The sequence below is a fragment of the Pseudomonas sp. Arb-4-2C genome, assembly GCF_055755015.1.
Genome location: NZ_CM146899.1, coordinates 4096874 through 4119748, shown reverse-complemented (window position 1 = coordinate 4119748; position 22875 = coordinate 4096874). Strand labels below are relative to the sequence as shown.

At 59.9% G+C, this 22875-nt stretch carries 16 protein-coding genes, 6 tRNA genes and 2 pseudogenes; 13 read left to right on the top strand and 11 right to left on the bottom strand.

The window, feature by feature from the left end:
• Positions 1-980: 980 nt before the first annotated feature.
• The 3 genes from xopAW to AC0J41_RS18590 form a co-directional block, all read right to left on the bottom strand.
• Positions 981-1832, bottom strand: coding sequence for a XopAW family type III secretion system calcium-binding effector (gene xopAW / locus AC0J41_RS18600; RefSeq protein ID WP_473013271.1), 852 nt, complete (start codon positions 1830-1832; stop codon positions 981-983).
• A 230-nt stretch (positions 1833-2062) separates the two neighbouring features.
• A complete protein-coding gene (locus AC0J41_RS18595) occupies positions 2063-3112 on the bottom strand; it encodes a sensor histidine kinase (protein WP_473013270.1) in 1050 nt (349 codons plus the stop codon).
• Positions 3112-3861, bottom strand: coding sequence for a response regulator (locus AC0J41_RS18590; RefSeq protein ID WP_025112978.1), 750 nt, complete (start codon positions 3859-3861; stop codon positions 3112-3114). The genes AC0J41_RS18595 and AC0J41_RS18590 overlap by 1 nt, the downstream gene beginning before the upstream one ends.
• Positions 3862-4157: 296 nt before the next feature.
• On the opposite strand from AC0J41_RS18590, the gene pyrF reads away from it, so the two are divergent.
• Positions 4158-4856, top strand: coding sequence for an orotidine-5'-phosphate decarboxylase (gene pyrF / locus AC0J41_RS18585; RefSeq protein WP_007968913.1), 699 nt, complete (start codon positions 4158-4160; stop codon positions 4854-4856).
• A 125-nt stretch (positions 4857-4981) separates the two neighbouring features.
• Here pyrF and AC0J41_RS18580 read toward each other — a convergent pair whose 3' ends face one another.
• Positions 4982-5986: an NADP-dependent oxidoreductase gene (locus AC0J41_RS18580; RefSeq protein ID WP_473013269.1), complete on the bottom strand. Its 1005-nt coding sequence runs from the start codon at positions 5984-5986 to the stop codon at positions 4982-4984.
• A 238-nt stretch (positions 5987-6224) separates the two neighbouring features.
• Here AC0J41_RS18580 and AC0J41_RS18575 point away from each other — a divergent pair, with 238 nt between their 5' ends.
• The 4 genes and pseudogenes from AC0J41_RS18575 (at position 6225) to AC0J41_RS18560 (ending at position 10624) form a co-directional block, all read left to right on the top strand.
• Positions 6225-6986, top strand: coding sequence for an SDR family oxidoreductase (locus AC0J41_RS18575; RefSeq protein WP_025112980.1), 762 nt, complete (start codon positions 6225-6227; stop codon positions 6984-6986).
• 192 nt (positions 6987-7178) lie between these two features.
• Positions 7179-8548, top strand: a pseudogene (locus tag AC0J41_RS18570) (aminotransferase-like domain-containing protein).
• Between the two features lie 108 nt (positions 8549-8656).
• Positions 8657-9763 (top strand): annotated as a pseudogene (locus tag AC0J41_RS18565) (HAMP domain-containing protein); the annotation flags it as partial.
• The gene (locus tag AC0J41_RS18560; protein WP_473016019.1) at positions 9743-10624 is read left to right on the top strand and encodes a methyl-accepting chemotaxis protein; all 882 of its coding nucleotides are present in this window, start codon (positions 9743-9745) and stop codon (positions 10622-10624) included. The pseudogene AC0J41_RS18565 and the gene AC0J41_RS18560, both read left to right, overlap by 21 nt.
• Before the next feature lie 961 nt (positions 10625-11585).
• On the opposite strand, the gene AC0J41_RS18555 is transcribed toward AC0J41_RS18560, so the two are convergent.
• Complete coding sequence (locus AC0J41_RS18555) at positions 11586-12344, bottom strand: hypothetical protein (protein ID WP_029977851.1); 759 nt, start codon at positions 12342-12344, stop codon at positions 11586-11588.
• A 385-nt stretch (positions 12345-12729) separates the two neighbouring features.
• Between AC0J41_RS18555 and AC0J41_RS18550 the strand changes: the two genes are divergently transcribed.
• The 7 genes from AC0J41_RS18550 to AC0J41_RS18520 all read left to right on the top strand — a co-directional run bounded on the left by AC0J41_RS18550 (position 12730) and on the right by AC0J41_RS18520 (position 14475).
• Positions 12730-12805 (top strand) — tRNA-Glu (locus AC0J41_RS18550).
• 2 nt (positions 12806-12807) lie between these two features.
• A tRNA-Gly gene (locus AC0J41_RS18545) sits at positions 12808-12883 on the top strand.
• Positions 12884-12987: 104 nt separating this feature from the next.
• Positions 12988-13063: transfer RNA gene (locus AC0J41_RS18540), tRNA-Glu, on the top strand.
• Positions 13064-13066: 3 nt separating this feature from the next.
• A tRNA-Gly gene (locus AC0J41_RS18535) sits at positions 13067-13142 on the top strand.
• A 148-nt stretch (positions 13143-13290) separates the two neighbouring features.
• Positions 13291-13366 (top strand) — tRNA-Glu (locus tag AC0J41_RS18530).
• A gap of 3 nt (positions 13367-13369) precedes the next feature.
• Positions 13370-13445: transfer RNA gene (locus AC0J41_RS18525), tRNA-Gly, on the top strand.
• 280 nt (positions 13446-13725) lie between these two features.
• Positions 13726-14475, top strand: coding sequence for a hypothetical protein (locus AC0J41_RS18520; protein WP_473013268.1), 750 nt, complete (start codon positions 13726-13728; stop codon positions 14473-14475).
• 115 nt (positions 14476-14590) lie between these two features.
• Here AC0J41_RS18520 and AC0J41_RS18515 read toward each other — a convergent pair whose 3' ends face one another.
• The 4 genes from AC0J41_RS18515 to AC0J41_RS18500 form a co-directional block, all read right to left on the bottom strand.
• Positions 14591-16330 (bottom strand): dipeptidase, encoded by a 1740-nt coding sequence (locus AC0J41_RS18515; protein WP_473013267.1) that lies wholly within the window; start codon positions 16328-16330, stop codon positions 14591-14593.
• A 200-nt stretch (positions 16331-16530) separates the two neighbouring features.
• Positions 16531-17169: a LysE family translocator gene (locus tag AC0J41_RS18510; protein ID WP_473013266.1), complete on the bottom strand. Its 639-nt coding sequence runs from the start codon at positions 17167-17169 to the stop codon at positions 16531-16533.
• 1 nt (position 17170) lies between these two features.
• Positions 17171-17941: a 2OG-Fe(II) oxygenase gene (locus tag AC0J41_RS18505; protein WP_025112987.1), complete on the bottom strand. Its 771-nt coding sequence runs from the start codon at positions 17939-17941 to the stop codon at positions 17171-17173.
• A 90-nt stretch (positions 17942-18031) separates the two neighbouring features.
• The gene (locus AC0J41_RS18500; RefSeq protein WP_025112988.1) at positions 18032-18658 is read right to left on the bottom strand and encodes a serine-tRNA(Ala) deacylase AlaX; all 627 of its coding nucleotides are present in this window, start codon (positions 18656-18658) and stop codon (positions 18032-18034) included.
• Positions 18659-18748: 90 nt separating this feature from the next.
• Between AC0J41_RS18500 and AC0J41_RS18495 the strand changes: the two genes are divergently transcribed.
• Positions 18749-19747 (top strand): LysR family transcriptional regulator, encoded by a 999-nt coding sequence (locus AC0J41_RS18495; RefSeq protein WP_025112989.1) that lies wholly within the window; start codon positions 18749-18751, stop codon positions 19745-19747.
• A gap of 64 nt (positions 19748-19811) precedes the next feature.
• On the opposite strand, the gene AC0J41_RS18490 is transcribed toward AC0J41_RS18495, so the two are convergent.
• A complete protein-coding gene (locus AC0J41_RS18490) occupies positions 19812-20219 on the bottom strand; it encodes a PA2817 family protein (protein WP_008087850.1) in 408 nt (135 codons plus the stop codon).
• A gap of 74 nt (positions 20220-20293) precedes the next feature.
• The gene (locus AC0J41_RS18485; RefSeq protein ID WP_473013265.1) at positions 20294-22741 is read right to left on the bottom strand and encodes an acyl-CoA dehydrogenase; all 2448 of its coding nucleotides are present in this window, start codon (positions 22739-22741) and stop codon (positions 20294-20296) included.
• Positions 22742-22875: the final 134 nt, after the last annotated feature.

Sequence of the window (22875 nt, the reverse complement as noted above, 5' to 3'; positions counted from 1 at the left end):
TTTGACAAGCGCCTCAAAAGGAACCAAAAGGGCTTGCCCCGGCGTTCGGCCCTCGCCGTGGCTCGGGTTCCTTCGTTACGGGATTCACCGGGGGCATCGCCTCCGGTTTGCTTCGCTGCACCTCCTCTCGATGTGTTCGACTACGTCGAACGGTCGCTGCGCTCCCACCCCCGGATAAACCCCTCCACTCAGCCTGCCGACGGGGCAGGTGGATCAAGAGCTTTCGGCGAGCTGACACTCGGCCATTTGAGTGGTGAAGAGCACGGCGGCGTCACCGCTTTGCTTTCCTGTAGGAGCGAGCCTGCTCGCGATGGCGGCCTACGAGCCGACCACCCTCCAACTGAATCCCCAAAATCCAACTGTGGGAGCGGGCCTGCTCGCGAAGACGGCCTAACAGCCGACCAATCCCAACTGCCTCCCCAAAAATCCAACTGTAGGAGCGAGCCTGCTCGCGATGGCGGCCTACGAGCCGACCACACTCCAACTGAATCCCCAAAATCCAACTGTGGGAGCGGGCTTGCTCGCGAAGATGGCCTAACAGCGACCAATCCCAACTACCTCCCCACAAATCCAACTGTAGGAGCGAGCCTGCTCGCGATGGCGGCCTACGAGCCGACCACCCTCCAACTGAATCTCCAAAATCCAACTGTGGGAGCAGGCTTGCTCGCGAAGACGGCCTAACAGCCGACCAATCCCAACTGCCTCCCCAAAAATCCAACTGTAGGAGCGAGCCTGCTCGCGATGGCGGCCTACGAGCCGACCACACTCCAACTGAATCCCCAAAATCCAACTGTGGGAGCGGGCTTGCTCGCGAAGACGGCCTAACAGCCGACCAATCCCGACTGCCTCCCCAAAAATCCAACTGTGGGAGCCAGCCTGCTGGCGAAGAGGCCCTCTCAGCCAACCACTCTCTCGCGAATGCATTCAAATGACCGTTCCCACACCACCCCATGGAAACGATCACCCTTCACCACATCAACTCAAGTCGCCACATTCAGGTATTTGCCCACCGGCGCGGCATTGTCGAGTGAGTACTGTTTGCTCAAGTTGGCGATCATCCGGTTCAGCGCCTCGGTGGTGCTCTGAGTACTGGCGGTCTTTTCCTCAGGTGGGCGTTCCCGTCCGGCTTGCAACGCCGCTTTCAGTTCGTCGCTGCTCACGCCGCCGCTGCTGTCGCTGTCCAGCACTTTGAGCAGTGCAGCGCTGGTGTCGGTGCTGTTCGTTGAGGTGTTGTCGCTGGTCTGTAGCGCGCTGCTCAGTTCGGTGGCGCTGATGCTGCCGTCGCCGTCTGCATCCAGTTGGCTGAACAGTTCATCACTGGAGGTTTGCTGCGGTGGTGGCGGTGGAGTCAGGCTGGCGGTGAGTTCGTCCTGGCTGACGGTGCCGTCCTTGTTCTTGTCCAGGGCCGAGAAGATTTGGTTGCTGTCGGCGCTGCTGCCGGCGCTGGTCAGGCCGTTGCTGAGTTCGTCGCTGCTGATGGCGCCGTCACCATTGGCGTCGAGGGCGCTGATCAGGGCGTCGGCCAGGTCAGTGTTCGGGGCCTGATCCTGTGGTGGTGGCGGTGGGGGCGCCATGGCAGTCATTTCTTCGGCGCTGAGGCTGCCGCTGTCGTCGCTGTCCAGGTCACCGAATTGCTTGCTCAGGTTGACCAGCAGGCCATCATCGGACTTTTGCGACAGGGCGCTTTTCAGTTCGTCCTGATCCACCGCGCCGTCGCCGTTGCTGTCGAGTTTGGCGAACAGTTCCTTTTGCAGTTGCTGGCTGCGGGCGTTCTGGGTTGAGGTGGTGCTGGTGCTGGTATAGCTCGTGTAGTTGCTGACGCTACCGATCATGGGCTCACTCCTTGGACTGTAAAACCGGTGGGCGTACCGGCTTGTGCAGACTCACGGGGCAAATTGTCCTGGGTATTTTGGCTTTGTACCGGTGGGTACACAGATTGGCAGCACAGGCAAACCTTGTAGGAGTGAGCCTGCTCGCGATGGCGGTGTATCAGGCAACATTGATGCTGACTGACCTGGCCTAATCGCGAGCAGGTTCACTCCTACAAAGATCGGTGTTCTTCTCAGGTGCGGGGCAGGCGGATGACGGCGGTCAGGCCGCCGCCGGGTGTTTCTTCCAGGTTCAGGTATCCGCCCAGCCGCTGTGCCGCCTCGCGGGCGATGGTCATGCCCAGGCCGACGCCACCGGAGTTGCGGTTGCGTGAGCCTTCCAGGCGATAGAACGGTTCGAACACCGCTTCACGCTTGTCTTCGGCAATGCCCGGGCCGTGGTCGATGACGAGGATCAGCAGTTGCTCGCGTTGATCCTGCAGTTCGATGCGCGCCTGTCCGGCATAGCGCAGGGCGTTGTCCATCAGGTTGTTGATGCAGGAGCGCAGCGCCATAGGCTGTACCTGCAACGGCGCGCAATGGCCGCTGACCTGGACGTCCGCGCCTTGATCCTGAGCGTTCTCGCACAACGATTCGACCAGCGCCTGCACGTCCATCAACTGCAGGACTTCGCTGGTGCGCTGTTCGTGCAGGTAGGTGAGGGTGGCGTCGAGCATGCCGATCATGTCGTTGAGGTCTTGGCGCATCTGGCCTTGCAGTTTGTCGTCGTCGATCTGTTCCAGCCGCAGTTTCAATCGTGACAGCGGGGTGCGCAGGTCGTGGGAGACGGCGCCAAGCATGCGCGCCCGTTGCTGTACCTGCTCGCGAATGCGTTGTTGCATCAGGTTGAAAGTGTGCGCTGCCTGCCGCGCTTCACGCGGGCCGGATTCGTCCAGTGGCGGGCTGTCGAGGTTTTCGCTCAGGCGTTCTGCCGCGTCGCTCAGGCGCTGGATCGGCCGGCTGAGCAGTTTGGCGCCGTACCAGGCGGCGATCATCAGCGAGATGAACTGGAAGGTCAGCGGCACCAGCGGTCCGCCGAACCAGGGCCGTGGCGGACGATGGGCAAAGCGAGGATCCGGCGGTGGCCGTTGGCCGTCGATGCCCTCGGCAAACTCCGGCGGGGGCGGCGGTGGAGGCGGGCCGTAGTGGTGAAACCAGGCAAAGGCCAGCAAGTGCGCCAGGACGATCGCCACGAACAGCATGCCAAACAGGCGGCCGAACAGCGTGTCGAAGCGCGCTCGCATCAGCCGATGTCTCGGGCGTCGAACAGGTAACCTTCGCCGCGCACGGTTTTGATCAACTGCGGGGCTTTCGGGTCGTCACCGAGTTTTTGTCGCAGGCGCGACACCAGCAAGTCGATGCTGCGGTCGAAGGCTTCGATAGAACGGCCGCGTGCGGCGTCCAGCAGTTGTTCGCGGCTGAGCACCCGGCGCGGGCGTTCGATGAAGACCCAGAGCAGGCGGAATTCGGCGTTGGACAACGGCACCACCAGGCCATCGTCGGCAATCAATTGGCGCAGGACACTGTTCAGGCGCCAGTTGTCGAAGCGAATGTTGGCGCGCTGTTCGGTGCGGTCATCGCGCACCCGGCGCAGAATGGTCTGGATCCGCGCCACCAGTTCCCGTGGCTCGAACGGTTTGGCCATGTAGTCGTCGGCGCCCAGTTCGAGGCCGATGATGCGGTCGGTCGGTTCGCAGCGGGCGGTGAGCATCAGGATCGGGATGTCCGATTCGGCGCGCAGCCAGCGGCACAGGGACAGGCCGTCTTCACCGGGCAGCATCAGGTCGAGGACCACCACGTCGAAATGCTCGGCCTGCAGCGCCTGACGCATGGCCGCGCCGTCGGTGACGCCGCTGGCGTGGATGTTGAAGCGGGCCAGATAGTCGATCATCAGCTCGCGGATCGGCACGTCATCGTCGACGATCAGCGCGCGGATGCTCCAGCGCTTGTCATCTTTATGCTCATCAGTCACGGTCGTTTGGGTGTTGTGCATGAGGCTGTTCATCTGCCAGTAGGCCGCCAACCACAAAGATGGGCTGCGAGGTGGTGGTTTCAGCATAGGCGTCCTGCCGTGAGGCGGGAAGTGCTGATGTAAGGACGTGTTGCGGCTGGCGAGGCTAGCGTGGGCGCTTGTTGGCGGCGTGTCGGTTGTGTATCGGGTTCGACACAATAGCAGCGAGCGCTATGCTGATCCCGTTTGCGGCGACGATTTTACCGATCATCGGGTGCCGCGCCGCCGTCGCTTCCGCTACAATGCGCGCCGATTTCGACTTGCCTGAGAGCCCATCCATGTCCGCCTGCCAGACTCCTATCATCGTCGCCCTGGATTTTCCCACTCGTGACGCCGCACTGAAGCTGGCCGACCAGTTGGACCCGAAACTGTGCCGGGTGAAAGTGGGCAAGGAACTGTTCACCAGTTGCGCCGCGGAAATCGTCGGCACCCTGCGTGACAAAGGCTTCGAGGTGTTCCTCGACTTGAAATTCCATGACATTCCCAACACCACCGCGATGGCCGTGAAAGCCGCTGCCGAGATGGGTGTGTGGATGGTCAACGTGCATTGCTCCGGTGGCCTGCGCATGATGGCGGCCTGCCGTGAAGAGCTTTCCAAGCGCAGCGGCCCGCAGCCGTTGCTGATCGGTGTGACCGTGCTGACCAGCATGGAGCGCGAGGACCTGGCCGGTATCGGTCTGGACATCGAGCCGCAGGAGCAGGTGCTCCGTCTGGCCGCGCTGGCCGAGAAGGCCGGGATGGACGGTCTGGTGTGCTCGGCGCTGGAAGCCACCGCACTGAAGTCGGCGCACCCGTCGCTGCAACTGGTGACCCCGGGGATTCGCCCGGCGGGCAGTGCGCAGGACGATCAACGCCGTATCCTGACCCCGCGTCAGGCGCTGGACGCCGGTTCCGATTATCTGGTGATCGGCCGTCCGATCAGCCAGGCGGCGGATCCGGCCAAGGCCCTGGCGTCGGTTGTAGCCGAAATCGCCTAAGTAACACTGAAGATTCAAATGTGGGAGCGAGCCTGCTCGCGAATAGGGCGTGTCAGTCGAATCATTGCCGACTGATCCACCGCTTTCGCGAGCAGGCTCGCTCCCACATTGGTTTCTGAGTGGTTTTAGATTTTCAGCACCAACTTGCCGAAATTCTCCCCGCTGAACAATTTCATCAGCGTCTCCGGAAAGGTCTCCAGGCCTTCGACGATGTCTTCCTTGCTCTTGAGCTGTCCCTTGGCCATCCAGCCGGCCATTTCCTGCGCCGCACTGGCGTACTGGGCGGCGTAGTCCATCACCACAAAACCTTCCATGCGTGCACGGTTGACCAGCAGTGACAGGTAGTTGGCCGGGCCTTTGACCGCCTCCTTATTGTTGTACTGGCTGATGGCGCCGCAGATCACCACCCGGGCTTTCGGCGCCAGGCGGCTGAGTACCGCGTCGAGGATGTCGCCGCCGACGTTGTCGAAGTACACGTCGACACCTTTCGGGCACTCACGCTTGAGGCCGGCCAGCACGTCTTCGTGCTTGTAGTCGATGGCGCCGTCGAAGTCCAATTCATCGATCAGGTATTTGCACTTGTCGGCACCGCCGGCGATACCGACGACCCGGCAGCCTTTGATTTTGGCGATCTGCCCGGCGATGCTGCCCACCGCACCGGCAGCTCCTGAAAGAACCACGGTGTCGCCAGCCTTCGGCGCGCCCACGTCGAGCAAGGCGAAGTAAGCCGTCATGCCGGTCATGCCCAGCGCGGACAGGTACACCGGCAGCGGCGCCAGTTTTGGATCGACCTTGTAGAAACCTCGGGGCTCACCGAGGAAATAATCCTGCACACCCAAGGCGCCGTTGACGTAGTCGCCGACGGCAAAACCCGGGTTGTTCGAGGCGATGACTTTGCCGACGCCCAAGGCGCGCATGACTTCACCGATTTCTACCGGCGGGATGTAGGACTTGCCCTCGTTCATCCAGCCGCGCATGGCCGGGTCGAGAGATAAGTACTCGTTCTTGACCAGGATCTGCCCTGTCGCAGGTTCGCCGACCGGTACTTCCTGGTAGGTGAAGGTCTCACGGGTGGCGGCGCCCACCGGGCGTTTGGCGAGCAGGAACTGGCGATTGGTCTGGGTGGTCATGGCAGGCACTCGAACTGAATGAAGCCTTGTTGATAGACCCTCGAAGCCAATGCTGCAAGGTTGGCTGATGCGGCGAATGCGCAATGATCCAGTGCAGTGATAGTCCCCCAGCGGGTTTTATCACTGTGACGGATGAAGGCATAAACAGCCTTCTGATAGTGCTGACGCGGGGCGGGCCCCGGTGGCTATGCTGCGATTCTGCAAATCCCTCCTGCATCTCTCTTTCGAGGACATAACAATGAGCATGACGTTTTCCGGTCAGGTTGCCGTAGTCACTGGCGCGGCCAACGGCATTGGCCGTGCGACCGCCCAGGCGTTCGCCGCCGAAGGCCTGAAAGTGGTGGTGGCCGATCTGGACGCGGCGGGGGGCGAGGGTACGGTGGCGCTGATTCGTACAGCCGGTGGCGAAGCGACCTTCGTGCGCTGCAACGTCACCGTTGAAAGCGAAGTGAAGAATCTGATGGACGAGGTGATCAATACCTACGGTCGTCTCGATTACGCCTTCAACAATGCCGGGATCGAAATCGAGCAAGGCAAGCTGGCCGACGGCTCGATGGATGAGTTTGACGCGATCATGGGCGTCAACGTCAAAGGCGTCTGGCTGTGCATGAAATACCAGCTGCCGTTGCTGCTCGCCCAGGGCGGCGGGGCAATCGTCAACACCGCCTCGGTGGCGGGGCTTGGGGCGGCGCCGAAGATGAGCATCTATGCGGCGTCCAAGCACGCGGTGATCGGCCTGACCAAATCGGCGGCGATCGAATACGCGAAGAAGAAAATTCGCGTCAACGCCGTGTGCCCGGCGGTGATCGACACCGACATGTTCCGCCGCGCGTACGAAGCTGACCCGAAAAAAGCCGAGTTTGCCAACGCGATGCACCCGGTGGGGCGTATCGGCAAGGTCGAGGAAATCGCCAGCGCTGTGCTGTATCTGTGCAGCGATGGCGCGGCGTTCACTACCGGTCACTCGCTGGCCGTGGATGGCGGCGTCACCGCTTTCTGACGCCCTATCGCATGGCATGAGAAACCCGCCTTCGTGCGGGTTTTTTCATGGCGGGCTGTCAGTTCCGTGAATCCGCTAAACAATGTGTATCAAAGGATTAGAACGGCAGCTTTTGACGGTGTTGTCGCACAGTCTGTACGGCGTGGCTGTGATTTACTGCCGCCAGCAAAACGGACAGGAGTTTGCTTGCTCATGGAATTGAGAATTGACCGACAGGCAATGGTGCCGGTCGTACAGCAGATTGTTGATGGAATGACCGACTGGATCTTGCGAAGTGGCGTAGCACCAGGCACACGCCTGCCCTCCGTCAGGCAAATTGCGCGCTCCAATCTGCTCAGCCAGTCGTGTGTGGTCGAGGCCTGTGAGCGGCTTGTCGCGCAAGGCCTGCTGTCCGCACGTCAGGGGGCGGGGTTTACGGTGGCTGCGGCGCGGCCAAACGCCGGGTGCAGCAGGGGATCGGCGGCCGGTGACGGCGGGCAGGTGGAGAATGGGTTGCAACTCGGCGAGGGCGGCCTGCCGCAGAGCTGGCGTGAGTCCGATGACCTGAGCTACGCGATCCGTCAGGTCGCCGTGCCGACATGGCAAGTCTGTTCAATTACAGCAGCCCGCGGGGGCTGCCGGCGCTGCGCGAGCAGATCGGCAAACGCCTCAGGCTGCTCGACATCCGCGCCGCTGATGAGCAACTGCTGACCACCGCCGGTGCCAGCCACGCGCTGGATCTGCTGGTGCGCACGCTGCTCAAGGCTGGCGATTGTGTGGTGGTGGAGAATCCGGGTTATGCGCCGCTGTTCGAACTGCTGCGCCTGCACGGTGTGCAGTTGCTTGAAGTGCGCCGTACACCGAGCGGCCCGGATCCCCAGGCGCTGGAGGCATTGTTGCGGCAGTTTCGGCCGGCCGCGATGTTCATCAACAGTCACCATCACAATCCCACCGGTTCCTGCCTGACCCCGGGCGTGGCGCAACAGATCCTGCAGTTGTGCACCGCTAACGATGTTCAACTGATCGAAGACGATGTCTACGCCGACCTGCACAATGGCAACGGTATTCGTTTGGCAGCACTCGATGAGCGGGTGATCTACGTCGGCAGCTTTTCCAAGACTCTGAGCAGTTCGTTGCGCGTCGGCTTCATCTGCGCCGGGCCTGCACTGATTGCGCGTCTGGCCCGGGTCAAGATGATCAGCAGCAGGGGCGCGTCAGGTTTCAATGAGGCGGTGCTGGCCAACCTTCTGGCCAGTGGCGCGTATCGAAAAATGGTTCAGCGCCAGCGTCAGCGGCTCAACACCGATCGGGCTGCCGCGTTGCAGGCGCTGGAAGACGCTGACTGGGAAGTGTTTGGCAAACCCTGTGGCGGGCTGTTCATCTGGGCTCGTTCACCACTGCGCGATTTGGCCCGATTGCAGCATCAGGCCCAGAGCTGTGGCGTGCACCTTTGCTCTGCGGGGGCTTTCAGTCCGAATGGCGAAGCGGGTGAGTGGCAGCGGATCAATGTGGCCTATGCCTGCGATCCGCGGGCGCGGCGGTTTTTTCACAGTACTCGCGCGAATCGACCTCAAGCGTTCTGAAAACGACGCGTGCGTAGCTTTTTGCCATTATTCCGACGCCAGAGACTTGTGCTGGTCCAAGGCCGTTGCGAATCTTCGTCAACAGACTTTGGCAGGGGACTACGCGCAATGATTTCGGCCGTGCAAGGACGTTTTGCCAACCTCGGTATGGCGAAAAAACTGGGTGTCGGATTTGTACTGGTGCTGCTATTGACCGCGTTGGTGGCCGCCATCGGGGTCTGGTCCCTGCAGACCATCAGTCAGCGTTTCGACGGGCTGAAACAGATGTCGGCGCTTAACAGCGCCTTGCTCAAGGTACGGCTGCTGGAGCAGGACTACGCGCTGCACAGCAACCCGAAAACCGTCGATGCCTTGCACGAGGGCGTGGACGGCTTGCTGGCCCATGCCGGGCAACTCAAGGCGCAGTCACCGGCGAATGTGGTGGTGATGGGCGATGTCGAGCAGTCACTGGGTGCCTATCGCAAGGCATTCGACGAGTTCGTTTCGCTGACCCAGGCCAAGGATCTGGCGCTGGAAATGGCCAGTTGGTCGGTGTCCAGCGTGGCCAACAACCTGGATGTGCTGCAAGCCGGACTGGCCGATGATGGCGCGTATACCTTGAAGGACACCGAAGGCAAGGATGGTGCGCAGTTCATCGAGCAGGCCGGTCAGGTCAGTCAGGTGTCGCGGTTGATGCTGCAGGCGATGAGCGAGGCGCGGGTGCGTCTGGACCAGAGCCGCAAGGGCGATGCCGACAGTGCCGGCAAGGGCAACATTGAACAGGCGGCTCAGGCCCAGGCTCAGGCCGAGCAGTTGAAGACCACGGTCAAGGATGAGGGCTATCTGACGGTCCTCAATGAAGTCTCCGGGCACATCGCCGGGTTCAACGACAAACTGGCCGAGTACACCGGGCTGCTGGCCCAGGAAAAAACCGTCTACGAACAGTTGCACCAACGTGCGGCGCAGGTGATGGAGCGCGTCGATCAGGCGTATGTCGCCGAGGACGGCGCGATGCAGGCGGAATTGAAGAAAAACTCGGTATTGATCATTGGTTCTTCGGCGCTGGCATTGCTGGTCGGGCTGATCGCCGCGTGGGTCATCACCCGGTTGATCGTCGCGCCGCTGCGCAGTGTGATGCGGGTGGCGCAGCAGATTGCCGCCGGAGATTTGAGTGCGCGGGTTGAAGTCACCCGCCAGGATGAAATCGGCCAGCTGATGCTGGCGATGCAGCAGATGGGTTCCGGGCTGAGCACGATCGTCAGCGGTTTGCAGGCAGGAATCGAACAACTTGCCAGTTCTGCGCAATCGCTGTCGGCGGTGACCGAGCAGACCAATCTGGAAGTCAGCAGCCAGAAGGAAGAAACCGAGCAAGTGGCCACGGCCATGAACCAGATGACGGCCACTGTGCACGACGTGGCACGTAATGCCGAAGAGGCCGCGCTGGCCGCACAAACCGCGGATGGCAAGGTCGAGAGCGGACAGCAGGTGGTGCGCCAGAGCATGGCGCGGATCGAGCAGTTGGCGGATTCGGCGACTTCGGCGAGTTCCAGTATCGAAAGCCTCAGTGCCGAGATTCAGAATATCGGCACGGTGCTTGAGGTGATCAAGAGCGTTGCCGAGCAGACCAATCTGCTGGCGCTCAACGCGGCGATCGAGGCGGCGCGGGCCGGGGAGCAGGGTAGGGGGTTTGCGGTGGTGGCCGATGAGGTTCGCGCGTTGGCGCGGCGTACCCAGCAATCGACCGAGGAAATCGAGCGGTTGGTCAGTGCGTTGCGGGCGGCGGCGCATTCGTCGGTGCAGCAGATTCAGAGCAGTGGTGAACTGGTGAAGCTTGCTGTCAGTGATGCGCTGCAGACGGAGAGTGCGTTGGGGAGTATTGCGGTGGCGGTGTCGTTGATTCAGCAGATGAACCAGCAGATTGCGGCGGCGGCCGAGGAGCAGAGTTCGGTGGCTGAGGAGATTAATCGCAGTGTGACGAGTATTCGTGCGAGTGCTGATCAGTCTTCGATTGCGATGCGGGGGAATGCGGTTTCGAGTATTGAGCTGGCGCGGTTGGGGAGTGAGCTTAAAGGAATGGTTGGCCACTTTCGGCTTTGAGCCTTGAGCCTTGGCGGCCTGTGGGCCGACCAGGTTGTTGGGTTTGGGGTGAATATCCGTTGCTTGGGGTGTTGCTGATGGCGGTTTCGCCCTTACGGCGAGTCACTTTTTCAGACGCCAAAAAGTAACCAAAAGGCTCAGCCCCGGCGTTCGGCCCTCGCTTAGGCTCGGGTTCCTTCGCTCCGGGATCCATCCGGGGGCATCGCCTACGGTTTGCTTCGCTGCACCTCCTCTCGATGTGTTTGGCTTCGCCAAACGGCGCTACGCGCCCACCCCCGGATGAATCCCTCCACTCAGCCTGCCGAAGGGGCCAGCAGATCAAGAGCTGCAGCCGAGCTAACGCTCATCCTGTTGAGTGGTGAGAAGCGGATGCGGTGTGCTTTTTCTTTCTGTAGGAGTGAGCCTGCTCGCGATGGCCGCCTACTAGCCGACCAGAATCTAACCGACTACACCCGATCCAATTGTAGGAGTGAGCCTGCTCACGAAGGCGGCCTGACAGCCGACCTATATCTGACAGGCTAAAAACGAGCCCCACTGTAGGAGTGAGCCTGCTCGCGATGGCGGCCTACGAGCCGATCAGAATCTGACCGACTACACCCGATCCAATTGTGGGAGTGAGCCTGCTCACGAAGGCGGCCTGACAGCCGACCTATATCTGACAGGCTAAAAACGAGCCCCACTGTAGGAGTGAGCCTGCTCGCGATGGCGGCCTACGAGCCGACCAGAATCTAACCGACCACACCCGATCCAATTGTAGGAGTGAGCCTGCTCACGAAGGCGGCCCGACAGCCGACCTATATCTGACAGGCTAAAAACGAGCCCCACTGTAGGAGTGAGCCTGCTCGCGATGGCGGCCTGACAGCCGATCAATTTCTGACTGAATGCACCCAATGCCTTGCTGTGGGAGCCAACCACCAACAAAAAAGCCACCTCTCGGTGGCTTCTCTCTACCTGTCGACCATCAGTCGTAGATCACCTTCTTTTTCCAGTCCGCATCGGCTTCGACTTCCTTGAGGCCTTCGGTCAACTGGTTCACTTCGCCTTCGACCGGTGCAATCTTGTCCATGACCTGGGCGTTGGCGCGGGCCAGGAGCTTTTCCAGATATTGCAGCTGTTCCGAATACATCTTCGGATCCTGCTGTTTGCGCAGGTATTGCACGCCGCGTTCGAACGCTAGGCGAGCCTGGCCGGGCTGGTTTTGTTGCAGGGACTGTTGGCCGAGGTTGTTGAAGAACTCGATGTGCAGCAACACCAGAATATGCCGGACTTCCTTGATCCAGTGTTTGGCTTCGTTCGGTGGCAGGAAGCCGTCATGGGCGGCGCGGGTGATCTGGCCGTGCAGGGCTTCGAGCAGGAAGCGTACGTCTTTGGCCTTGGCTTCGGTCAGGATCGGCGCCGGCGGGTTGTTGACCGGGATTGATTCGCCCTGGGCGACCAGTGCGCTCAGTTCGGTGATGCGTGCCTTGGTCGTGGCGCTGGTTTTTTCCAGGTTCAGCAGACGCTGGCAGACGTTCAGTTCCAGGCGGGTCAGCAGCAGCTTGAGCGCCGGCGTCATGAACTGGCCCGGAAAGGTCTCGGTCAGTTCGCCGCAGCGACGCAAGCGGTCGTTGAGTTCGACTTTGGTGCGGGCCTTCTCCAGTTTGTTGTTTTCCACCACATGGTTCATGTAGCCAATGGCGATCAGAATTGCGATCCCGGCTATGACTAGCAGGGTGATCATGAGTGGTGTCACCGGTAAGACCTCTTTATAGGGTTCGCATGCGAGTGTAGTGGCTGGGGCATTTATGCGCCTAGCGCCGCTCGACGAGTTGGATCGGCAGGTGCAATCTGTATCGGCCGCATGTGGCTTACATGAATGCTGGCGCTTGATGTGCAGATTGCCATCACTGTGTTGCGGACTATAACGTCTTGGCGAGTGGCGGAATATAGGCGTCAATCGTCGGGCGACGGAAAACCCCGATTGCTTCCACAAAGCAGGTCGAAGTCATTGATTTAAATAAATTTATATCAGGGGGTTGACGACCTCTCAATCCATCCATAGAATGCGCGCCACTTGCAGCGTAAAGCACACAGCGAAGCGCGGCAGGGAGTGAATGTTGTAGTGTGTCCCCTTCGTCTAGTGGCCTAGGACACCGCCCTTTCACGGCGGTAACAGGGGTTCGAGTCCCCTAGGGGACGCCAATGCGGGAATAGCTCAGTTGGTAGAGCACGACCTTGCCAAGGTCGGGGTCGCGAGTTCGAGTCTCGTTTCCCGCTCCAATTTTAAACAGCACTGCTTTCGGGCGGGGCTGAGTGAAACCAGAACCCAGTCTTCGGATGCGGATCTGGACACCGAAACACACACCATGTGTTCCGGGTAGCGTGTCCCCTTCGTCTAGTGGCCTAGGACACCGCCCTTTCACGGCGGTAACAGGGGTTCGAGTCCCCTAGGGGACGCCATTTGCGGGAATAGCTCAGTTGGTAGAGCACGACCTTGCCAAGGTCGGGGTCGCGAGTTCGAGTCTCGTTTCCCGCTCCAAATTCAAATAAAACGCCGCTCAGTGATGAGCGGCGTTTTGTTTCCGGCTTCACAGCGCTGCTTTCGAGCGGTGCTGAGTGAAACCAGAACCCAGTCTTCGGACGCGGATCTGGGCACCGAAACACACACCATGTGTTCCGGGCAGCGTGTCCCCTTCGTCTAGTGGCCTAGGACACCGCCCTTTCACGGCGGTAACAGGGGTTCGAGTCCCCTAGGGGACGCCATTTGCGGGAATAGCTCAGTTGGTAGAGCACGACCTTGCCAAGGTCGGGGTCGCGAGTTCGAGTCTCGTTTCCCGCTCCAATTTCACAAAAACGCCGATCAGTGATGATCGGCGTTTTTGTTTTTGCAGTATTTGTCGCGCAACAAAAAAGGACCTTCGGGTCCTTTTTTTGTAGGGTATTTCATCTGGAGCCGTTAGTTGCCCATGGTGCCATTGTCTCGTTTGCCTGTCGGGATCAGAATCCGTCAGGACATTGCCAGCTTCACGGAGCATGGATGATTTCGTTGGGCAGATGGGTGAGGGCAAAGTGCGCAGTGCACAACATGCATCGCCATAACCACATAAAAAGGAAGCAAGACGTTGAGTTGGGAAAAAGTCGGGAAAACGCTGGTGACCTTGATTAGCTGCATTGGATCAATTGTGGCTATCTATGCGGTGCTCAAGGACGATACCAAGCTTGAGGCCTATCTCAGCTACGATTATCAATCCTATCCCCGTCAATTTTCCGAGCGCGTAAACAAAGCGAGTGACAAGCTCGATTACGGCTATCTCTATGATGGTATCAAGGGTGTCGCCAGCGATGCGCTCACTCATGAACAGATCGACAAGATAGTGAATCTGAGCCAGGCGCCTTATCTCCATATTTTCGATGGTCCTTTCAAAAAAGGGCCAGACGTTTATCCGGCGGGTCTCTACATCTATCTGACGAATACCGGTGAGAAGGTGGTTAAAGATGTGCATATCAAGCTGCCTGCCAAGGGGCTGGTCCGCATCAGGGATGACTCAGGCAACGAAACGGTAATGGAAGAGCCGACCAGTCGCGTGATCATCCCATCGCTTGTTCAGAACGGCATCTACAGGGTCTGGGTCTATTTTGATGGAGACCTCAAGGCGCTCAAGAAAGAGGGAGTGCGAATTGGCTACAGCGATGGCGTGGCAAAAATTGAGGTATTTGAGGAGTTCTCGGGTCTTGAGGCTGAGGTGGCGAAATACAGCGCTGAGTTGTTAACTCTTCTGATGTTACTGGCGATGCTCCTGATTTTTGCGGTCGTTGTACTCTTTATGGTTTTATCCGATGGCAGAAGTCAGGCGGACACAGCGGCTAGTTGAGGTCAGTTGAAGACTTGTGTATCGCAACGTTAGATGCAAAAAAGGACCCTCGGGTCCTTTTCTGTTTTCGCGCCATTGAGTGACAGGCCCGCTGGATCAGCGGGCACATGCCGCTTCAGAGCTTCGGCAATTGTCCGACACGCCCCATCATTTCAGTGACAATCTGCAGGTCCAGCAAAAACTGGTCAACCGTCTTGAACTCGCCGTCGGTGTGACCGGTGTATTTGACTTCAGGTCGGGCCAGGCCGAATTGCACGCCGTTCGGCAGTTCGTGCACCGAGGTCGCGCCGGCCGAAGTGCCGAATTCGTGCTTCATGCCCAGGTTCTCACTGGCCACCGCCAGTAATGCTTTCACCCATTCGCCTTCCGGATTGCGGTACATAGGTTCGGCGATCGAGTAGGTGAAGTTCACGGCAACGTGGGATTTCTTGCTCCAGGCCGCGAGCTTGTCAGCGATTTCCTTCTTCAGCACTTCCGGGGACTTACCCTTCGGCACGCGCAGGTTGACCGCCAGTTTGAAGGCCTTGTCGTCTACGCCCACGTAAGTCAGCGAAGTGGTCAACGGGCCCATGAACGAATCGGAGAAGCCGACACCGAGTTTTTTGCCCAGGTAATCCAGGCCCCAGTTGGTGGACGCATAGCGAGCAGCATCGGTGATCTGGTTGTGCTTGAACGCCACCTTGCCGTCGAGGCTGTTGATGAAGTCGAGCATTCGTGCGACCGGGTTGACGCCGGATTCGGGCTCGGAGGAGTGCGCAGACACACCGGTGACGGTCAGTTTGACGTCTTTGCCGTCAACTTTGGCCGCCACTTCGAAGTCGCCGCCGTGTTTTTTCGCGTATTCGCTGCCGGCTTTCTGCAGGCTCGCGGCCAGTTGCTCAGGCTTGTCGGTGACGAGGGTGGCAACCGACACCGATGGAATCTGGTTGGTGGCCAGGCCGCCAGTCATCGAGATGATTTCTGCGCCACTGCCTTCAGCCTTGCGCAGCGGGAAGTTGGCCATGACCGTGCCGTAGCCTTTTTCGGCGATGACCACCGGGTAGCCGCCATCCAGCGCCATGTTGTAGTTCGGCGTCGGGTTGTGTTCGAAGTAGTACGGGATCGCATCGCCGGTGGTTTCTTCGGTGGTGTCCACCAGCAGTTTGAAGTTGCGCGCCAGTGGCAGCTTCTCTTCCTTGATGACTTTCATCGCGTACATGGCAACGACGATACCGTTCTTGTCGTCTTCGGTGCCGCGACCGTACATGCGGTCGCCGATCAGCGTGACTTTGAATGGATCGAGTTTGGTGCCGTCTTTCAGTACCCAGTTTTCCGGAGTGACCGGCACCACGTCGGCATGCGCGTGAATACCCACGACTTCGTCGCCGCTGCCGTCGAGGGAGATTTCATAGACGCGGTTGTCGACGTTGCGGAACTTCAGGTTGAACGAGTCGGCCAGGTTCTTGATCTTTTCGGCGATCTTGATGAACTCGGGATTGTCGTGCTGGGCCACGCCTTCTTTCTGGAAGGTCGGGATTTCCACCAGTTCACGCAGGGTTTCCAGCGCAGCCTTGCCGTACTTCACGCGGGTGTAGATGCCCAGCAGGCGGTAGATCTCGTTCTGCTGTTCAGCGCTCGGCGTCTTGTTGTCGAGAAAGGCATTGATCGCCGGGCCGAGGTTGTCGGTTTTGCCCAGGTCGCTCTTGCCGACGGCGCCCAGGAACTGGCGGAAGTCGGTGACGCTGGCATCATCGAAGCTCTTGAGAATGGCCGCACTCTGTTGCGGGGTGATATTGGCTTGTGCGGGCAGGGCGAACGCAGAAAAGCTGGCCAGAATCAGGCTGGTAGCGGCCAGGCGCTTGAGAGAAAAATTCATTGTGAAGGGCATTCCTTTGCAGGCAGTTGAAAGGGAAGTGTTTGAAAGTTGAAACAAATCTTTTCCAAACTAACACCACGAAGGTGTTGAAGGGGAGTCCTGAAAGTGGGATCCGTCGCACAGAAATGCAAAAGCGGCGCACAAACGAAAAAGGCCCGACCGGTGTTCAACTGATCGGGCCTTTTGTTTGAGCGCAGCGTTTACATCGACAGCACGAGCCTGCCAGCGAACAGAATCAGGATCACGCCCATGCTGCGTTCGAACCAGTGGCCCATGCGCATGAACAGGTTGCGCACCCGGCTGCTGGAGAAAAACAGCGCGACGATCACGAACCACAGCGCGTTGACGAAGCACATCCACACCCCGTACAGCGCCTGGATGTTCAGCGGCGTGCTGGCACTGATGATCGTGGTGAAGATCGCCAGGAAAAACAGTGTGGCCTTGGGGTTCGTGGCATTGGTCAGAAACCCGGTGCTGAAGGCCTTGAACAGCGACTGCTCGACCAGCGGTTCGTCGGTATTTTTCTCGCCCTCAAGCGTGGTTTTCGGCTTGCTGCGAATCAGGCTGATGCCGAGGTAGAAGATGTAGGCACCGCCGACGACCTTGGCCACCGTCAGCAACCAGGGCGTGGTGTGCATCAGGGCGCCAACGCCGAGCAATGTGTAGAGAACATGCACGGAAATGCCCGCACCGATGCCCAGTGCCGTGCAGATGCCCACCAGTCGGCCGAAGCGTACGCTCTGGCGAATGGTCACGGCGAAATCCGGGCCGGGAGCAACCACGGCCAGAAAGTGAATGGTGGCCAGCGCCAGAAACTCGCCCAGGTAGTTCGATAACATCTCAGCTCCAGAAGGTCAGGGGTGAAGCATTGCCGCGATAGCCGACAAAGAAGGAAAGGCTCAGTCGCGGATCCGCCACGCCCGGGGTCACCGAGTGCATGCAGCGCGAATTGAACATGATGAAATCGCCCGGCTCGGGTCGTACTTCAAGGGTTGGCGGGCCGAGCAACGCCGGGTCGATGCCGTAGCTGTCGCCACGCATCTCGTCGAACTGATCCGGGGTGATGTCGTCGTCCCACATCTGCAGCGCACCACCCTCGGTCGGCATGTTCAGGTACACGTTGCAGGCGAACTGCGCCTCCAGGCTGCGGGCCTGAAAGCTGTCCGGGGCATCCTTGGCGAAAATGTCGTGATGGGCGAGGAAGCACACGCCGGGCTTGACCACGCGCGACAGGCCGACATACATCTTGCGGCCATAGAGGTTTTCCAGATGCGCACCGGCCGGCCATGATTCGTCGAGCATGCAGCGCAGGGTGTCGACCGGCGAGGAGTAAGGCGCACAACGCTCGCGCAGTTCGGCGATGTTGCTGGTGGCTCGCTCGAAGTAATCCTCGATCAGCAACGGCTGGTTTTCCGCTTCGTAGAACGCCATGCCGATCCGACCGATGCTTGGCGCGTTGATGTAGCCCTCGAATCCCGGAGCAAGAATCTTGTCGCCAATCTGGATCGCCAACGGCTCGGGCAAAAAGCCTTTGACGCGGATAGCGAGGACTTCTTCGTTGGCCAGTTTTTTTATGCACGTCTCATCGAGACGCTCGACGTCTAGCATCATTGTTTTTAGGTCCATCTATCGATAGTCAACAGAACCTGCGAGTGCGGTTCCCCCGGCGTCGGACGCTGCGCGATGCAGCGTCCGAAATGCTCAATCCACGCTGTAGTGGACGGATAACGTGCCTTTCTTCTGCGAAAGGGAGGCGATCGTGACTGTGCCCAAATCCTTCAGGCTTCGTACATGGGTGCCACCGCAGCCATAGGCGGGCAGTTCGCCAAAGCCGATTTCCCGCGCGCCTTCACGCAGCGAAGTCAGGCGTGGCAGATCGTGCTCTATCCACTGACTGATACCGTATTGAACGGTGGGTGCGTCGACTTCCTGTGCGGCATCGCCCGGTTTGAACTGCACCCGGCCCTCGTCTGGCCAGTGGTGCGCCTTGATCGGCGTCCAGCCCATGGCCTGAACGAAGTGCCCGATCAAGTGCCCGGCCGAATGCATGCGGGTGTTGTAGCGGCGACGTTGTTCATCGACGTGGATGCAGGTCATGCCGAGTTTTACCGGGCGATCGACGTAATGGACGATCCGATCCGGTTCCTGCACCACGCGTAACACCTGGCTTTCGCCGATCATGCCGGTATCGCATGGCTGACCACCGCCCTGCGGATGAAACAGGGTGGCGCGCAGCACCACGGCAAATTCGTTCTCGTGGGGCGTGCAGTCGAGGACTTCCACATTAGCCTTGAGGTCATCACTATGGAAAAAGAGGCGAAGCGTCATATTCCATGCCCTTATTAAAGTTTCTTTTTTTATTATATGAATCGTGCAATAACGTGATAATCCGTTCAAACATCAAAGGACTTGTGCGCTGTGAGCATCAATCTCCCGCTGCCACTGCTCGGTGAAATGGCGATCTTCGTCAAGGTCGTGGAGACCGGCAGCTTCTCCGAGGCGGCTCGCCAACTGGGTTCTTCGCCCTCGGCCATCAGTCGCAGCATTTCCCGCCTGGAAAAGGCCTTGGCCACGCGTTTGCTGCAGCGCACCACGCGTAAACTGCGCTTGAGTGACGGTGGCGAAGAGGTGTTCAAACGCTGTCAGGAAATGGTCAGCGCCGCCAAGTCAGTGATGGAGATCAGCGGTCAGTTCACTCATGAGGCGGAAGGGCTGGTGCGGGTCAGCGTGCCGAAAGCGGTCGGGCGTTTCGTGATTCATCCGCACATGCCCGAGTTTTTGCGGCGTTATCCCAAGGTCGATGTCGAGTTGCTGTTGGAGGATCGCCAGGTTGATCTGATCGACGATCATGTGGATCTGGCGATTCGTATCACTGACCGTCCGCCTGCCGGACTGGTCGGGCGTCAGTTGCTGACCATCGACCATTTGCTCTGCGCCACCCCGCAATACCTGGCCGAACATGGCACGCCGACGCACCCGCATGACCTGCTCAATCACAGCTGCATCTATCTGGGGGAAACTCCCAGCGATGCGCGCTGGAAATTCAAGAAGGGCAGCAAGGCCGTGACCGTCGGCGTGCGTGGCCGCTATGCCGCCAACCATACCGGCGTGCGATTGGGCGCGGTGTTGCAGCACATCGGTATCGGCAGCCTGCCGTACTTCACCGCGCGTTACGCGCTCGAGCAGAAATTGATTGTGCAGGTGTTGCCGGAGTGGACGTTCCTGGCTTCGTACCACGGTGGACTGTGGTTGCTGCACTCACCCACGCGCTATCTGCCACCGAAATTGCGGGTGTTCATCGACTATCTGGTGGAGTGCCTGGAGAAGGAACCGACGTTGAGCAAGCCGGGCAAGGCGGGCGCGCCGAACAACCTGGCGATGGCATACGAGCTGCCTGAAAGTGAAGGATTGTTGTAATCGCCGCACAATAAAAAAGGCCCGCATGGATCTCCATGCGGGCCTTTTCATTGCCGGGAGAAAATCAGTGCTTGCTGTCTTGTGCAGACATCGCCAGCAGCTGTTTTTCCTGGTTCCAGTCGAACGGTTCGTCATTCTGTTCGGCTTCGTAGCGACGTTCTTCCAGTGCCTGATACATGTCGATTTCTTCATCGGACAGGTAGTGCAGGCAGTCACCCGCGAAGAACCACAGCAGGTCCCGTGGGATCAGATGGGCGATTTGCGGATAACGGGTAATCACCTGGGTCAGGATGTCCTGGCCCAGATACTGGCTTTCGATCGGATCGATCGGCAGGGACGCCAGCAATTCATCGAAGCGCTCCAGAAACAAGGCATGGCTTTCTTCGGGAACCTGTTCGGCCTCACCTACGGCGACCAGAATACTGCGCAGGTGGTCGAGTAACACAAGATGATCGGCAACGACGTTGGACACGAGATAAGTCCTCAAGAGCAAAACGGGCGCGGGAGTATAAAGCTCCTGCGCTCGCTTGGACATGGTTGTCAGGATCAGCGGACTTTGCCCTCTGCCTGTTTCAGCTCCTCCTTGTCGAAGTCATCGACGTCGATCACCTTGCGTCGTGCCGCTTCGGCATCGCGCAGGGTCTGCGCTTCCACCGCTTGCAACACCCCGGCCTCCAGCGCGGCATCGATCGCGTGTTCGCCCGCCACCGGTTTGACCTGACCACTCTTGAGCGAAGTGTGCAGTTTCTTGTGCAGCGGTTGGGCGGCGTTCAGCAGATCGCTGGCATGTTGCAGGGCACCGACGGCATCGTCGGCGGACTGCGGGCGATAGCAGCCGGCGAGCAGCTCTTCGAGGGTCGGATCGCCTTTGGCCCGGCCGATCACCGCGGCCACTTCGGCGCCGAGCTTGTCCGAGGGCCCTTTGTGGCGGCGACCGAACGGGAACACGATCACTCGCAACAGACCGCCGAACACCCGGTTCGGGAAGTTGCTCAGCAACTCGTCCAGCGCTCGCTCCGACTGGCCGAGGCTTTCTTCCATGGCCCAGCGGAACAGCGGTTCCATGTGCGCTGGCGAATCCAGGTCGTGATAACGCTTGAGCGCGGCGGAAGCCAGATACAGGTTGCTCAACACATCGCCCAGCCGCGCCGACAAGCGTTCACGGCGTTTCAGCTCGCCGCCCAGCAACATCATGCTGAAGTCGGCCAGCATGGCGAATGCCGCCGCCTGGCGGTTGAGCGCGCGGAAGTAGCCCTGACTGATCTTGTCCCCGGGTGCATGCTCGAAGTGGCCGAAACCCAGGTTCAGCACCAGGGTGCTGGCGGCGTTGCCCACGGCGAAACCGATGTGCTTGAGCAGCAGGCCGTCGAACTCTTTCAGTGCCTGTTCCTTGTCCTCGCGCCCGGCGAGGGCCATTTCCTTGAGGACGAACGGATGGCAGCGAATGGCGCCCTGACCGAAGATCATCAGGTTGCGCGAGAGGATGTTCGCGCCTTCCACGGTGATGAAGATCGGTGCACCGTTCCAGCTACGCCCCAGATAGTTGTTCGGGCCCATGATGATGGCCTTGCCGCCGTGCACGTCCATGGCGTGGCTGATGCACTCGCGGCCGCGTTCGGTCAGGTGGTACTTGAGGATCGCCGACAGTACTGACGGTTTTTCGCCCAGATCCACGGCGTTGGCGGTGAGCATGCGCGCCGCGTCCATCATCCAGGCGTTGCCGCCGATGCGCGCCATGGCCTCCTGAATGCCTTCGAAGGCCGACAGCGGTACGTTGAACTGTTCACGAATCTGCGCGTACTGACCGGTCACCAGACTGGTGAACTTGGCCGCGCCGGTGCCGACGGCCGGCAGCGAAATCGAGCGCCCGACCGACAGGCAATTCATCAGCATCATCCAGCCCTTGCCGAGCATTTCCTGGCCACCGATGAGGAAGTCCAGCGGGATGAATACGTCTTTACCCGAGTTCGGGCCGTTCATGAACGCGGCGCCCAGCGGCAGGTGACGGCGGCCGATCTCCACGCCCGGCGTGTCGGTGGGGATCAGTGCCAGACTGATCCCCAGGTCGTCCTTGTCGCCCAGCAGGTGATCCGGATCATAGGCCTTGAAGGCGAGGCCGAGCAGGGTGGCCACCGGACCCAGGGTGATATAGCGTTTTTCCCAGTTCAGGCGCAGGCCGAGGACTTCCTGACCTTCCCATTCGCCCTTGCAGATGATCCCGGTGTCGGGCATCGCGCCGGCGTCGGAGCCGGCCAGCGGGCCGGTGAGGGCGAAGCACGGAATGTCGTCGCCACGGGCCAGTCGCGGCAGGTAGTGATTGCGTTGTTCATCGGTGCCGTAATGCAGCAGCAGTTCGGCCGGGCCGAGGGAGTTGGGTACCATCACCGTCGAGGCGAGGTCGCCGCTGCGGGTGGCGAGCTTCATCGCCACTTGCGAGTGGGCATAGGCGGAAAAGCCCTTGCCGCCGAATTCCTTGGGAATGATCAGGGCGAAGAAGCCGTGCTCCTTGATGTGGCTCCAGGCTTTGGGCGGCAGGTCCATCGACTGACCGATCTGCCAGTCAGTGACCATCGCGCAGAGCTCTTCGGTCGGGCCGTCGATGAACGCCTGTTCTTCCTCGCTCAACTGCGCCTTGGGATAAGACAGCAGCTTGTCCCAGTCCGGACGGCCGCTGAACAGTTCACCGTCCCACCACACCGTGCCGGCATCGATGGCGTCGCGTTCGGTCTGCGACATCGGCGGCAGGGTTTTCTGGAACCAGTTGAACAGCGGCGCAGTGAAGTGTTTGCGGCGCAGGTCAGGCAGCAGCAACGGCGCCGCAACCAGCGCAAGCACAACCCAGAACACCAGCATCAACCAGCCCGGGGCGCGGCTGAAAATGCCCATCGCCAGAAGGTAAATGGCGACGATACCCAACGCGGGCAGCGGGGCGATGCGGCGATGGGCGAGGTACGCCACACCGACGATCAGAACCAGTATCCACAACAACAGCATATGTAATCCTCCGTGAACCAAGGCAAACCGACCCTCCAGAGCTTAGACGGCATCTGTAAAACGGGGTGGTCAGAACAAGGTGATTGAACTCGTGGGAAACCCTGGATGACTTTTGTAGGTTCGGTGGGCAACAC

Excerpts from the sequence above, each read along its gene's own strand:
- AC0J41_RS18515 (WP_473013267.1), bottom strand. The coding sequence starts at position 16,330 with ATGAATTTTTCTCTCAAGCGCCTGGCCGCTACCAGCCTGATTCTGGCC.
- AC0J41_RS18510 (WP_473013266.1), bottom strand. The coding sequence starts at position 17,169 with ATGTTATCGAACTACCTGGGCGAGTTTCTGGCGCTGGCCACCATTCAC.
- pyrF (WP_007968913.1), top strand. The coding sequence starts at position 4,158 with ATGTCCGCCTGCCAGACTCCTATCATCGTCGCCCTGGATTTTCCCACT.
- AC0J41_RS18595 (WP_473013270.1), bottom strand. The coding sequence starts at position 3,112 with ATGCGAGCGCGCTTCGACACGCTGTTCGGCCGCCTGTTTGGCATGCTG.
- AC0J41_RS18560 (WP_473016019.1), top strand. The coding sequence starts at position 9,743 with ATGCTGGCGATGCAGCAGATGGGTTCCGGGCTGAGCACGATCGTCAGC.
- AC0J41_RS18580 (WP_473013269.1), bottom strand. The coding sequence starts at position 5,986 with ATGACCACCCAGACCAATCGCCAGTTCCTGCTCGCCAAACGCCCGGTG.
- AC0J41_RS18505 (WP_025112987.1), bottom strand. The coding sequence starts at position 17,941 with ATGATGCTAGACGTCGAGCGTCTCGATGAGACGTGCATAAAAAAACTG.
- AC0J41_RS18590 (WP_025112978.1), bottom strand. The coding sequence starts at position 3,861 with ATGCACAACACCCAAACGACCGTGACTGATGAGCATAAAGATGACAAG.
- AC0J41_RS18555 (WP_029977851.1), bottom strand. The coding sequence starts at position 12,344 with ATGATCACCCTGCTAGTCATAGCCGGGATCGCAATTCTGATCGCCATT.
- xopAW (WP_473013271.1), bottom strand. The coding sequence starts at position 1,832 with ATGATCGGTAGCGTCAGCAACTACACGAGCTATACCAGCACCAGCACC.
- AC0J41_RS18485 (WP_473013265.1), bottom strand. The coding sequence starts at position 22,741 with ATGCTGTTGTTGTGGATACTGGTTCTGATCGTCGGTGTGGCGTACCTC.
- AC0J41_RS18500 (WP_025112988.1), bottom strand. The coding sequence starts at position 18,658 with ATGACGCTTCGCCTCTTTTTCCATAGTGATGACCTCAAGGCTAATGTG.
- AC0J41_RS18575 (WP_025112980.1), top strand. The coding sequence starts at position 6,225 with ATGAGCATGACGTTTTCCGGTCAGGTTGCCGTAGTCACTGGCGCGGCC.